12 protein-coding genes are annotated in these 12,761 nt (G+C 61.8%); 2 read left to right on the top strand and 10 right to left on the bottom strand.

All coding sequences use genetic code 11. The features are described 5' to 3' along the window. Positions 1 to 13 precede the first annotated feature (13 nt). A complete protein-coding gene (gltX, locus tag HJ536_RS09670) occupies positions 14 to 1,417 on the top strand; it encodes a glutamate--tRNA ligase (protein WP_177157547.1) in 1,404 nt (467 codons plus the stop codon). A gap of 145 nt (positions 1,418 to 1,562) precedes the next feature. Next, positions 1,563 to 2,858: a citrate synthase gene (gene gltA, locus HJ536_RS09665; RefSeq protein WP_177157546.1), complete on the top strand. Its 1,296-nt coding sequence runs from the start codon at positions 1,563 to 1,565 to the stop codon at positions 2,856 to 2,858. Positions 2,859 to 2,930: 72 nt separating this feature from the next. Here the strand turns inward: gltA and HJ536_RS09660 are convergent, their stop codons facing one another. The 10 genes from HJ536_RS09660 to HJ536_RS09615 form a co-directional block, all read right to left on the bottom strand. Beyond that, entirely contained in the window at positions 2,931 to 4,655 is a 1,725-nt protein-coding gene (locus HJ536_RS09660) for a calcium-binding protein (protein ID WP_177157545.1), read from the bottom strand. Positions 4,656 to 4,948: 293 nt separating this feature from the next. Next, positions 4,949 to 5,725, bottom strand: coding sequence for an enoyl-CoA hydratase-related protein (locus HJ536_RS09655; protein WP_176853331.1), 777 nt, complete (start codon positions 5,723 to 5,725; stop codon positions 4,949 to 4,951). A 70-nt stretch (positions 5,726 to 5,795) separates the two neighbouring features. Next, complete coding sequence (locus HJ536_RS09650) at positions 5,796 to 6,254, bottom strand: cytochrome c-type biogenesis protein (RefSeq protein ID WP_177157544.1); 459 nt, start codon at positions 6,252 to 6,254, stop codon at positions 5,796 to 5,798. Further along, positions 6,251 to 8,218: a heme lyase CcmF/NrfE family subunit gene (locus HJ536_RS09645; RefSeq protein ID WP_177157543.1), complete on the bottom strand. Its 1,968-nt coding sequence runs from the start codon at positions 8,216 to 8,218 to the stop codon at positions 6,251 to 6,253. Before HJ536_RS09645 ends, HJ536_RS09650 begins: the two co-directional genes overlap by 4 nt. Positions 8,219 to 8,276: 58 nt before the next feature. Beyond that, positions 8,277 to 8,804 (bottom strand): holin family protein, encoded by a 528-nt coding sequence (locus tag HJ536_RS09640; protein ID WP_177157542.1) that lies wholly within the window; start codon positions 8,802 to 8,804, stop codon positions 8,277 to 8,279. Further along, positions 8,795 to 9,406, bottom strand: coding sequence for a holin-associated N-acetylmuramidase (locus HJ536_RS09635; RefSeq protein WP_177157541.1), 612 nt, complete (start codon positions 9,404 to 9,406; stop codon positions 8,795 to 8,797). The genes HJ536_RS09640 and HJ536_RS09635 overlap by 10 nt, the downstream gene beginning before the upstream one ends. Positions 9,407 to 9,453: 47 nt before the next feature. Then, positions 9,454 to 9,912 carry a cytochrome c maturation protein CcmE gene (ccmE, locus tag HJ536_RS09630; protein WP_176853336.1) on the bottom strand — a complete coding sequence of 153 codons (459 nt, stop codon included), beginning with the start codon at positions 9,910 to 9,912 and terminating at the stop codon, positions 9,454 to 9,456. A 79-nt stretch (positions 9,913 to 9,991) separates the two neighbouring features. Beyond that, positions 9,992 to 11,020, bottom strand: a complete 1,029-nt coding sequence (gene argC / locus HJ536_RS09625; RefSeq protein ID WP_176853337.1) for an N-acetyl-gamma-glutamyl-phosphate reductase — start codon at positions 11,018 to 11,020, stop codon at positions 9,992 to 9,994. 29 nt (positions 11,021 to 11,049) lie between these two features. Then, positions 11,050 to 11,862, bottom strand: coding sequence for a glutamate racemase (gene murI / locus HJ536_RS09620; RefSeq protein WP_176853338.1), 813 nt, complete (start codon positions 11,860 to 11,862; stop codon positions 11,050 to 11,052). A 5-nt stretch (positions 11,863 to 11,867) separates the two neighbouring features. Beyond that, the gene (locus tag HJ536_RS09615) at positions 11,868 to 12,746 is read right to left on the bottom strand and encodes a lysophospholipid acyltransferase family protein (RefSeq protein ID WP_177157540.1); all 879 of its coding nucleotides are present in this window, start codon (positions 12,744 to 12,746) and stop codon (positions 11,868 to 11,870) included. Positions 12,747 to 12,761 lie beyond the last annotated feature (15 nt).

The raw sequence follows: 12,761 nt of genomic DNA, 5'->3' as shown, positions 1-12,761 counted from the left end.
GGTAAATCCCCTCATGACCTCCGCCGTAGTCACCCGTTTTGCACCCTCGCCCACCGGCTATCTGCATATCGGCGGGGCCCGTACCGCCCTGTTCAACTGGCTATATGCCCGCGGCCGTGGCGGCAAATTCCTGCTGCGGATCGAGGATACCGACCGCGAACGGTCGACCCCCGAAGCGACCGCCGCGATCCTGAAAGGTCTGGACTGGCTGGGCCTTGACCACGACGGAAAGGCAATCAGCCAGTTCGAACGCGCCGACCGTCACCGCGAAGTGGCCCTGGACTTGCTGGCCCAAGGCAAGGCCTACAAGTGCTTCAGCACTCAGGACGAAATTCAGGCCTTCCGCGACGCCGCCAAAGAAGAGGGCCGCAGCACCCTGTTCCAGAGCCCCTGGCGTGACGCCGATCCCAGCACTCACCCCGATGCGCCCTATGTGATCCGTCTGAAGACCGCGACCGAAGGCCAGACCATCATCGAGGACGAAGTTCAGGGCACCGTGAAAATCGGCAACGACCAGCTGGACGACATGGTTCTGCTGCGCTCGGACGGGACCCCCGTTTACATGTTGGCCGTGGTGGTCGACGACTATGACATGGGCGTCACCCACGTGATCCGCGGCGACGACCACCTGAACAACGCGGCGCGCCAGATGGGCATCTATACCGCGATGGGCTGGCCCCTGCCGGTCTACGCGCACATCCCGCTGATCCATGGCCCCGACGGCAAGAAGCTGTCGAAACGCCACGGCGCGCTGGGTGTCGAGGAATATCAGGCCATGGGTTACCCCGCCGCTGGCATGCGTAACTATCTGGCACGACTGGGTTGGAGCCACGGCGACGACGAATTTTTCACCGACGAACAGGCAAAAGAGTGGTTCGACCTGAACGGGATCGGCAAATCACCTGCTCGCCTCGATTTCAAGAAACTGGAGAATCTGTGCGGCCAGCATATCGCTATAGCGGAGGACGCGTCGCTTCTGGCGGAAATCGAGGAATTTTTAGCCGCGACCAATCAGCCCGCACTTTCGGACGCGAAAAAAGAGATGCTGGGGAATGCGCTGTTCTGCCTAAAGGATCGCGCCAAAATTTTCCCGGAACTCATTGAAAAGGCTGCGTTTGTTTTCGCCGAGCGCCCCATCGCCCCTGACGAGAAGGCCGAGAAAAACCTTGATACGGTATCCCGTGGTATACTGTCAGAATTGACGCCGCACCTGCAAAATGCTAGCTGGAGCCGTGACGCGCTGGAGGAGGTTATGAACACATTCGCCGAAGCTCGCGGGCTCAAATTTGGCAAGCTTGCCGGTCCCTTGCGGGCCGCACTGTCCGGTCGTTCGGTCTCTCCCAGCGTTTTCGACATGATGATTGTTCTCGGGCGCGAGGAAACTCTTGCCCGCTTTAACGATGCAGCAAACGGTTGAACCGTATGTGCTGATAAAAAGAACCCGCTTCCGGCCTCCACTGGCCGGAATAAGGGACTAGAATAGAGCGTACCCCGGTCGTTTTACCGACCACGGGAGGTCGCCTTTGGACCCCGCGTCCAAGGGCATTTCAAGAGGAATGACGATGGCTGAAAATACTAAGACCGCGAAGCTGACGATTGGCGAGAACACCTACGATCTGCCGATCCTCTCGCCCACCGTGGGCCCTGATGTGCTCGATATCCGCAAGCTCTACGGTCAGGCAGGTGTTTTCACCTACGACCCGGGCTTCACCTCGACCGCAGCGTGCGACAGCACCATCACCTATATCGACGGTGAAAAAGGCGAGCTGATGCACCGTGGCTACCCCATCGACCAGCTGGCCGGTCAGTCGCATTACCTCGAAGTCTGCTTCCTGCTGCTGTACGGACACCTGCCCACCGCAGCCGAGCTGGAAGATTTCGAAACCACCATCACCCGTCACACCATGATCCACGAACAGATGCACATGTTCTTCCGTGGGTTCCGTCGTGACGCGCACCCCATGGCCACCATGGTGGGTGTGGTTGGCGCCATGTCGGCGTTTTATCACGACTCGACCGATATTTCGGACCCCCGCCAGCGTGAGATCGCTTCGCACCGCCTGATCGCCAAGATGCCCACCATCGCGGCAATGGCGTATAAATACTCGATCGGTCAGCCCTTCGTGTATCCGCGCAACGATCTGGATTACGCAGCAAACTTCATCCACATGTGCTTTGCCGTTCCCGCAGAGCAGTACCACGTGGACCCGATCCTCGCCCGCGCAATGGACCGCATCTTTACCCTGCACGCTGACCACGAGCAGAACGCGTCGACCTCGACCGTTCGTCTGGCATCGTCGTCGGGCGCGAACCCCTTTGCGTGTATCGCAGCCGGCATCGCCTGCCTCTGGGGCCCCGCACACGGCGGCGCAAACCAGGCATGTCTGGAAATGCTCAAGGAAATCGGCACCGTCGATCGCATCCCCGAGTACATCGCCCGCGCCAAGGACAAGAACGATCCGTTCCGTCTGATGGGCTTTGGTCACCGCGTCTACAAGAACATGGACCCCCGCGCGACCGTGATGAAGCAGTCGGCAGACGAAGTTCTGGAACTGCTGGGTGTCGAAAACAACCCGCTGCTGCAGGTTGCCAAGGAACTGGAACAGATCGCCCTGAGCGACCCCTACTTCGTCGAGAAGAAGCTGTTCCCGAACGTCGACTTCTACTCGGGCATCATCCTCGAGGCGATGGGCTTCCCGACCTCGATGTTTACCCCGATCTTCGCGCTGTCGCGTACCGTAGGCTGGATTTCGCAGTGGAAAGAGCAGCTGTCGGATCCGCAGATGAAAATCGGCCGTCCCCGTCAGCTGTACCTCGGCGAGAACGCACGCGACTACACCGACATCGAAAACCGCTAATCGCGAGTTTCCCCGGAAAACAAGAAAGCCGCCCCGAAGGGCGGCTTTTTTCGTTAGCCGTTCGGGCTGCGATCAGGCCGCGCCGCTGAAATGCTCCAGCGCGACAGCGTTCAGGATGTCGTAGCCCTCGGGTAGCACGGTCTTGATCAGGAACAGGTCTTTGCCGTCCAGCGCCAGCACCGTGTACCCGTCCGCATCGACCGAGGCCGTCAGTTCGGGCGTCGCGCTGCCCCAATACTTGACCATCAGGTAATCGTCAGCAGGGTTAAAATCCTCGACCACAGCGATTTGGGCTCCGCCGTCGTGATCGATCAGAACGAACAGATCGTCGCCCTCGCCCCCGATGGCAGTATCCCCTGCGCCGACCAGCAGCAGGTCGTCCCCGTAGCCGCCGTCCAGAAGGTCTGTCCCATCTGAGCGGGTCTGGCTGTCGAACACGATGTCGGCAAAGCCCTCGCCATCAGAGCTATAGAAATCGACATGGATATCATCGGCCGCAACGCCATTCAGGGTGTCATCCCCTGTCCCACCGTTCAGCTTGTCGGCCTGATCGCCGCCCTTCAGCTGGTCATCGCCAGCACCGCCCGACAGGGTGTCCTTGCCGTCGCCGCCGACCAGAATGTCGTCACCAGCCTCGCCCGAGGCACGGTCGTCGCCGTCCTGCAGGAACATCACATCATCGCCCGAACCGCCGGTCAGATCATCGTCCCCGTCATTGGTATCCACCGCATCCAAGGAGGACAGCGTGATGTTATCCAGCGTGAAGCCTTCGGTATCGCCGTTGATTACCATCACCAGCGTCTCGCCATCATAGAGGTTCACGCCGGTGTCGGTCTCTTCGATGCTCAGATCGGGGATGCCGGTGGTGGCAGAGTAGATGTACTCGATGTCATCACGGGCCTCGTAATCGGTGATGGTGGCCGGTGATGCGCCATCAAGCATCTGATGCTGAACGACTGCAAAGTAATCCGAACCTTCGCCGCCCGACGCCGTATCCCCCGGACCAAAGGCGATCATGTCATAGCCCGCGCCGCCCTCGATCAGATCGGCACCGCTGGCGTCTGCACGGTCCAACGCAACCGCGATGGTTTCGTTGTTCAATGCGACTGTCAGACCGTTCGATAGCTCTGAGAAGATGGATCCGACGCCCAAATCATCTGAAGACGTACTAAGCGCGCTAAAGTCACCAGTAGAAATGATCACATCCCCGCCCGTGCCACCAATCAGGGTGTTGTTGCCACTGACATCGATCAGAAAATCATTGCCGCTCTGGCCGTCCAGCAGGTCGTTGCCGTTGCCGCCAAACAGGGTGTCCGCCTGCCCGCCACCAAGCAGTGTATCCGCACCGGCTCCGCCATAGAGCAGATCCTCGGCGTTGCCGCCATCAAGGGTGTCACTGCCCGAGCCGCCGTCGATAACATCGCGCCAGCCTTCGCCGTTCAACGCGTCATCGCCCGTATACCCCGAGAGCCAGTCCGCCCCCGCGCCGCCGGTCAGCGTATCGTCCCCTTCCATGCCGTCGATGGTATCGTCACCCTCGGTGCCGGACAGGTCGTCATCGTTCTCATCCCCGATAATATCCGAGGACCCGTCGCCGCTCGATCCGTCATCCCCGCTATTGCTGCTGGAGTCCGATCCGTCGCTGCTGCTCTGATCGTCGGTCGAGCCGGAGCCATTGTGGGCTTCGTCCTCGGTCTGGCCATCGTCGTGATAGCTCTCGTCCTCTGATCCGTTGGAATTGTCAGAGCCATTCCAATCGTACTGGTCGGCCAGAACGTTGTAGATCCCATAGCTCATCAATAAGGAAAATAATGAAATTCCTAGCATAATCGCACCACTGAAAACGGCGTCTTTGACGCTCAATATTTAAAAGGCAGAAAAAGCTGCCTGACCCGTTTTCAGATTTTGGCAAAAATAAGGCAAAAGCAAGTGGGGAATTTAAGGGTCTATTAACGTAAAAGGCCCCGTCCCGATGGGGGCACAGGACCTGACAGTCTGTTTTGATCTTATTCGTGCGCCCCGCTTATCCCGCAATGAGAGGCCTTAGCAGGCCTATCCAAAGCGGGCGCGGGATTGTTTCCCTTGGGAAATCAGCGCCCTTCGTAAGAGGCAGGGCGTTTTTCAAGGAACGCCAGAACCCCCTCTTTGAAATCGCGGGTGCCGCCGCACGCGCCTTGCAACTGCGCCTCGACGAAAAGCTGCTCCTCGAGGGTGTTGTTCCAGCTGCCCCGCAGGGACGCCTTGATGTGCTGGTAGGCGATCGAGGGGCCGCTGGCCAGCTTGGCCGCGCGGGCGCGCCAGTGGGCGTCGAAATCGGTGTCGGGTATGGCCTCCCAGATCATGCCCCAGTCGTCGGCCTGACGGGCGGTGATGGGCTCTGCGAAGAGGGCCGCGCCCATGGCCTTGGCCGCGCCCATCTGGCGGGGCAGCCAATAGGTGCCACCAGCGTCGGGGATCAGGCCGATACGGGCAAAGGCCTGCAGGAACACCGCGCTTTCGGTTGCGATCACCACGTCGGCCGCCAGCGCAAGGTTGGCCCCTGCCCCCGCCGCCGTGCCGTTCACTGCGCTGATGGTCGGCACGGGGCAATCATAGATCGCCTGCAGCATGGGAACGTATTCGTCGCGCAGCACACGCTCCAGGTCCAGCGCGTTCAGGTTGCCCGCATCCGACAGATCCTGACCCGAGCAGAACGCCCGACCAGAGCCGGTCATGACCAGCACCCGCGCGTTTTTGCCCGCATCCTTGACCGCCTCGAGGATCTCTGCCCGCATCTGCGAGGACAGCGCGTTCATCACATCGGGACGGTTCAGGGTGAGCACCGCGATGTTGTCCGCAATCTCGTAGGTGATGGTCTGGAATTGCATGGAAGGCCTCCTCTGGTCTCTGGCCCGCATCAAAGCGGAAAGGCCAGAGACAGAAAAGAAAAACCCAGCGTCAGTCCCGCAGGATTTCGTTCAGGCGCGCCTCTTCCTCGGCGCTCAGGCGGTCTTCGGTGGTGGGGCGCGCGGTGGATCGGCCGCGCAGATAAAAGAACGCCAGAACCAGCCCGATCAGGGCCATGATCGGCCCCGCCAGCCACAGAAAGATATTCGAGCCGTTGGTCGTGGGGTTCAGCAGCACGTATTCGCCGTAGCGGTCCACGACGTACTCCACGACCTCTTCGTTGGTGTCGCCTGCCACCAGCCGTTCCCGCACCAGAAGGCGCAGGTCACGGGCCAGTTCGGCGTTCGATTCGTCGATGCTTTCGTTGCGGCAGACCAGGCAGCGCAGACCGGCGGAAATGTCCCGCGCCCGCTCTTCCATGGCGGGATCGGGCAGGATTTCATCGGGCTGCACAGCGTGGGCCAAGGGCGCCGACAGCAAAAGCGCCAAGATCAGGAACAGGCGTTTCATTCTGCGGGCACTCCTTGGGGGGCGGATTTGCGCGCCCCGGCCGCGACGCGATAACGGCGGTCCGACAGGCTGAGCACGCCGCCCAATGCCATGATGATCGCGCCCGACCAGATCCAGTCGGCCAGCGGCTTGATATAGGTGCGCACGGCCCAACCGCCATCGGCCTGCGGATCGCCGATCACCACATAGACGTCACGCAAGAAGCCGCTGTCGATCGCAGCCTCGGTGGTGGGCATCTTGGCCACGGGATAGACCCGCTTTTCCGGATCGAGGTTGGCGATCAGCTTGCCGTCCTTGGACACCGTCACGTGGCCGGTGGTCGAGATATAGTTCGGCCCCTTCACCTCTTCGACGCCATTGAGGACCAGCGAATAGCCCCCGACCTCAAAAGGTTCGCCGATTTGCACGGTCCGGATGTCTTCCTGTTGCCACGCCATCAGGCAAGAGATGCCGATGAACACGACCCCGAGGCCGGAATGCGCCAGCGCCTTGCCCCAGTCTGCGCGGGGCATACGGGTCAGACGGCCCAAACGGTTCGCACCGCGTCCCGTACGGCTCCAGAGATCGACGGCGGCACCGGCGATCATCCAAGAGCCCAGCAGCAGGCCGATGGGACCAAGGGCGGTTTTGCCGGTCTGGATCGCATAGGCCAGCACCGCAATCGCCACGGCCAGCACCAGCGCGGGCACCAGATGGCGGCTGACGCGGCCAAGGCTGCCACGCTTCCACGGCAGCATCGACCCAAGCGGCAGGATCAGACCCAAGACCACCATGAAGGGCGTAAACGCCATGTTAAAGAACGGCGCCCCTACGGACAGTTTCCGGTCAAAGAACATCTCGGCCACCAGCGGCCAGATGGTACCGGTGAAGACCACGAACGCGGCCACGGCCAGCAGGATGTTGTTCAGCACCAAGGCGCTTTCGCGGCTGACCATGCCAAAGACGCCCTTGGCCTCCATGACATTGGCGCGGGCCGCGAACAGGGTCAGCGCCCCGCCCATAAAGAACGCCAGAATGAAAAGGATGAACACGCCGCGCTCGGGGTCATTGGCGAACGCATGAACCGAGGTCAGCACGCCCGAACGCACGATGAACGTCCCGATCAGCGAGAACCCGAAGGCAAGGATCGCCAGCAGGATGGTCCAGCTTTTCAGAGCTTCACGCTTTTCCACCACGATGGCCGAGTGCAGCAGCGCCGCCCCCACGAGCCACGGCATAAAGCTGGCGTTTTCCACGGGGTCCCAGAACCAGAAGCCGCCCCAACCCAGTTCGTAATAGGCCCACCACGACCCCAGCGCGATGCCGATGGTCAGGAAGACCCACGCGGCCAGCGTCCACGGACGCACCCAGCGCGCCCAAGCGGCGTCCACGCGCCCTTCGATCAACGCGGCAACGGCGAAACTGAAGGCCATGCTCAGGCCCACATAGCCTAGATACAGGAACGGCGGGTGAAAGGCCAAACCGGGGTCCTGCAGCAGCGGGTTCAGGTCCTGCCCGTCAAAGGGCGGCACCGCGAGGCGCAGGAACGGGTTCGACGTAAAGATGATGAAGGCAAAGAATGCCACCGCGATCGACGATTGAACCGCCAGAACGCGGGCCTTCAGCGTGGGGGGCAGCGCCCCTCCGAACCACGCGGCACATGCGCCGAACAGGGTCAGGATCAGCACCCACAGCAGCATAGAGCCCTCGTGGTTGCCCCAGACGCCGCTGACTTTGTAGAGCATCGGTTTGGCGGAATGGCTGTTCAGCACCACCAGTCGCAGGCTGAAATCGGACACCACAAAGGCGTGGGTCAGCGCGGCAAAGGCCGCAGCCGTCAGCAAAAATTGCGCAACGGCGGCAGGTTCGGCCACGGCCATCCAGCCGTGCCAGCGTTTATGGGCGCCAATCAGGGGAACGATTGCCTGAACGATGGCAACCAGAAAGGCGAGGATAAGGGCGAAGTGTCCGAGCTCTGTAATCATGCGCGGATATTAGGCGTTTGCCTGTGCGGGGCCAATCACAATCGGCCCCGACTAAGGTTCACTTTGTCGCGGCTTTGCCACCCGCTATGGTGCGCCATTCGGATAAGGCCGGATTGTCGGTTGGTGCGGGCTCTTCCAGTGCGCGGATCTGGCTGACCACTTGGGGCACCCGCGCCGCCGAGGCCAGCATATCGCGCTGGAAATCCTGCGTTTTCGCCTGATGCCGCGCCCCAAAGTAGAAGCTGACAATCACCCCCATCAGCCACCACAGGGGCTCTGGCACCAGCGACAGCCCTTGCATCCGCGCCGCGAACCACACCGGATCATGCATCGCCATCCCGAAGAGCCCCAGCACCCCCAGCGCCAGCATGGGACGGGGCAAACGGTTAAGCCCGTCTACCACCCCGTCGAACCACCCCCGCTGGGGACGCGCATATTCGGCGGCCAGCTGATTCAGCGCGGCGGAATGCATCTGGGTGGCCCGCTGCCCCGAGGCCTCGGCATTCTCGCGCCAGACTTCGGCGGTGTCGGCGATCACGTTGCGGCCCCCGAACAGCAGGTCCATCGCCCGCCACATCATCCCCATGCCGCCACCCGCGCCAGATGGTCGGCGTCCGTCAGGTGGTAGCGCGGTGAGATGAATTCCTCGGCCCGCGCGATCCAGCCGCCTTTGCCCCCGTCGCGGCGGCGGGCGTATTTGCGGCTGGCAGGGCGGTCATCTGCCAGACGGTAGTAATAGTTCCGGCGGGCAATCCCGTAGGCATCGCGCAGGTGGCTGGCCGACACCGCCGCCGCCGCATGGCAGGCCGCCACGGTAATAGGCCCGATCACGCCGTCATCGGTCAGGCCGTGGCCCATCTGGGTCAGCAGACGTTGCAGAACCTTGATCGCATTGGCCCCAGCGTTGACGTACATGTCGAAAACGGTGTCGTGCAGGACCTCTGGCAGCTGGTCGATGCGCGGTTTCAGGAAGTAGTGATCAAGGAAAATCTGCACCGCCTGTTCGCGGGTCAGCGCCCGCACATCGGCGGCATCCACGCGGCCATCGCCGGTCAGGTCCAGCCCCAGACGCTGCATCGTCCCAAGGGTCACGCCGTGATTGGTCGCGCCGCCCGGATCATCGGGATCGTTCACATAGCCGCCCTCGCGCGCGACGATGTCCCAAGCCATTTTCGTGATTTTGTCCATTCGAACCCCCGAATGCTGTTTCGGGGGCCGATGGTTAGCCGGTCAGGTTAACTACCGGTGCCCTTAGCGTTCGGGTCCACGTAAACGCCCTGCTCCTTGAGCGCATCCACAACTTCTTTGGGCATGTAGGTCTCGTCGTGTTTGGCAAGGATTTCAGTCGCTTCGAACACGCCGTTGATATAGCGGCCGGTGCCGACCATACCCTGCTTTTCACCGAACAGGTCGGGCAGAACGCCGGTATAGACAACGGGCACAGTCGCCCCGCCATCGGTGACCGAGAAGCTGATCGTCTCGCCCTCGCCGCGCTTCAGGCTGCCCTCTTCGACCAGACCGCCGATGCGGAAGGTTTCATTGGGTGCCGGCGGCTCGGCCACGATCTGGCTGGGAGCGCGGAAGAAGTTGATGCCGTCGCGCATCGCATAGCCGATCAGGCCGGTGGACACGATCAGGGCGACGACCGCAACTGCGATCACCTGAATGCGGCGTGTCTTTTTCAGCGACTTCATCCGAACCTCCTCCGAATATTCGTGTTCCGCAATATATGCGGATGCGCCGCAAGGTCCAAGCCCCTGCGGCGCGATGTCATTACGGGAAGCAAGGCGCCAGCATCAGGCCGGTCGTTTCCTCGATCCCGAGCATCAGGTTGGCGTTCTGCAGCGCCTGCCCGCTGGAACCCTTGGTCAGGTTGTCCAGCGCGGCGACCACGATGGCGCGACCTTCGATCCGGTCGGCAACCACGCCGATATGGCAGAAGTTCGAGCCACGGATGTGACGGGTCGAGGGCAGTTCCTTGAAGGGCAGAACCTCGATAAAGGGTTCGTCCTTGTAGGCCGCTGCCAGCGTCTCGTGGATTTTGGCCGCGTCGCCGTGGACATAGCTGGTCGCCAGAATGCCACGGTTGGCGGGGATCAGGTGGGGGGTGAACTGGATTTTCACCGGACGGCCCGCGATGGCCGAGAATTCCTGATCGAACTCGCCCAAATGACGATGGGTGCCGCCAGCGGAATAGGCGTGATAACCCTCGGACAGTTCGGCGTGCAGCAGGTTCTCTTTCAGAGAGCGGCCCGCGCCGGAAACTGCGCATTTCAGGTCCAGAATGATGTTGTCCAGATCAATGACGCCAGCGGCGATCAGCGGGCGCAGCACGTACTGGCCGGTGGCCGCGTTACAGCCGGTGCCGGCCACCAGACGGGCGTTCTTGATGTCGTCGCGGTAGAACTCGGTCAGGCCATACACGGCCTCTTTCTGCATCTCGACCGCGGCGTGGGGGTTGCCGTACCACTTCTCGTATTCCGCCGGATCGCGCAGACGGAAGTCCGCGGACAGGTCCACGATTTTCAGGGTCTTGGGCAGCTGGTTAATGACCTCTTGGCTGGTCTTGTGCGGCAGGGCGCAGAAGCACAGGTCGATCTGGTCAAAGTCGATCTCTTCCATCTTGACCAGCGCGGGCAGGTCCAGATGGCGCAGGTGCGGAAAGACTTGGGCAATGGTCTGCCCGGCCTTGGAGTTCGCGCCAAGGGCCGCGATCTCGATCTCGGGGTGGGTGGCGATCAGACGGATCAGCTCTGCCCCGGTATAACCCGAGGCGCCAATGATGGCGACTTTGTAGGACATGGGGAGTATCCCTTTATTTCAAACGGTTATCACGCAGAACGAAACTTGATTTCGCGGCGCAGGAACTGGGTGGCGCGGGCGGACACCTTGGCCGGATTGCCCGAGGTCAGGAACATGCTCTCGGTGCCCGACCCCAGCATCTCGGGACGGCGCTGCAGATAATCGGCAAGGCTCTCGGCCACGAGATTGGCCTGACTATACACTTCCACATCCGCGCCCAAAGCCTCCTGGAAGGTGCTCTCCATCAAAGGATAGTGAGTGCAGCCCAGAATGGCGGCGTCGGGATGGGGCATCTTGCGTTTCAGCGCGTCCACGTGGCTGCGGACCAAGGCTTCGGCCAGGATCATATCGCCGTCCTCGATCGCATCGACGACACCGCCGCAGGCCTGAGCCTCCACGTCGACACCGATCGCGCGGAAGGCCAGTTCGCGTTGGAACGCACGACTGGAAACGGTCGCGGGGGTCGCGAACAGGGCGACGTTGTTCACCTTGACCTGACGCGGCGGGCTGTTGTCACCCCACTGGCGTTCGGTCAGCGCCTCGATCAGCGGCACGAACACGCCAAGGCAGCGCTTGTCTTTGGGCAGCCAGCTTTCTTGCATACGGCGCAGGGCGGCGGCGCTGGCGGTGTTGCACGCGATGATCACCAGATCGACGCCCTCGGCCCACATACGCTCGACCGCTTTGGTGGTCAGGTTGTAGATGTCATCCGCATCGCGCACCCCGTAAGGCGCGTGTGCGTTATCCCCGAAGTACACCAGCGGCACGTCCGGCAGACGGCGGCTTACCGCGTCCAGAACGGTCAGCCCGCCAAGCCCCGAGTCGAAAATCCCTACTGCCATCTGCCCTAGCCTTTGCGCTTTTCTTCGAATTCGAAGCCATAATCATACGATTTGAACGGCTTTGGCGACAGGGCATACGTGCTTTTTCGAAGGAAATCCATCATCTCTCGCGTGTCCTTTGATCGCGATTGCAGTTCGGCCACGGGGATCGGTTCGCCCACCACAACGCGGACCGGCGTGCCGACGCGCGCCCTGAATTCGCGGATCAAAAGCCCCATGCGCAGGGCCAGATGCAGGTGGCTGGCCAGCTGGAACATGCGGCTGTTGTGGCCGTCGAAATAGATCGGCACAACCACCGCCCCCGACTTCGCGATCATCTTGGCGGTAAAGCTGCGCCAGCCCGGGTCCATCGGCTGCGAGAACGGCGTCGCAGATGTGGATACCGTGCCCCCCGGAAACACCCCGATCGCCCCGCCCGCCGCCAGATAGTCCAGCGCGGCCTTGCGGGTTTCGAGATTCAGCTTCACCGCCTCTTTGGTTTCGTCAAAGGAAATGGGCAGAACGATGCGGTTCAGATCCTCGGCCCGGCGAAAGACGCTGTTGGCCAGAATGCGGAAATCCCCACGGGTTTTTGACAGGATGTGCCCCATCATCAGCCCGTCCAGAATGCCGTAAGGGTGGTTCGAGACCACGATCAGCGGGCCGGTTTTCGGGATGTTGTCCAGCGAGCCCCCGATCAGGTCCAGCGACAGGCGGTAACGGTCCACCATCACCTGCCAGAAGTCGCGCCCTTGGGCGACCTCGACCTCATAGCCCATGGCGCGGCGGATCAGACCAAGACGCCCCGTCACGTTTTCCATCAGACGAATCAAGGCCTGCCCGCCCTTGGACGGGACCGAGGTGGAATAACTGATTTCCCGGGCGACCTCGCGGTCCTTGGACATGATGAGCCTCCTGCC

The sequence above is a fragment of the Donghicola mangrovi genome (assembly GCF_013377535.1).
Classification (GTDB): Bacteria; Pseudomonadota; Alphaproteobacteria; order Rhodobacterales; family Rhodobacteraceae; genus Donghicola; species Donghicola mangrovi.
Note: the sequence above shows the minus strand (reverse complement) of the source record. Positions and strands in the feature narration are given on the sequence as shown.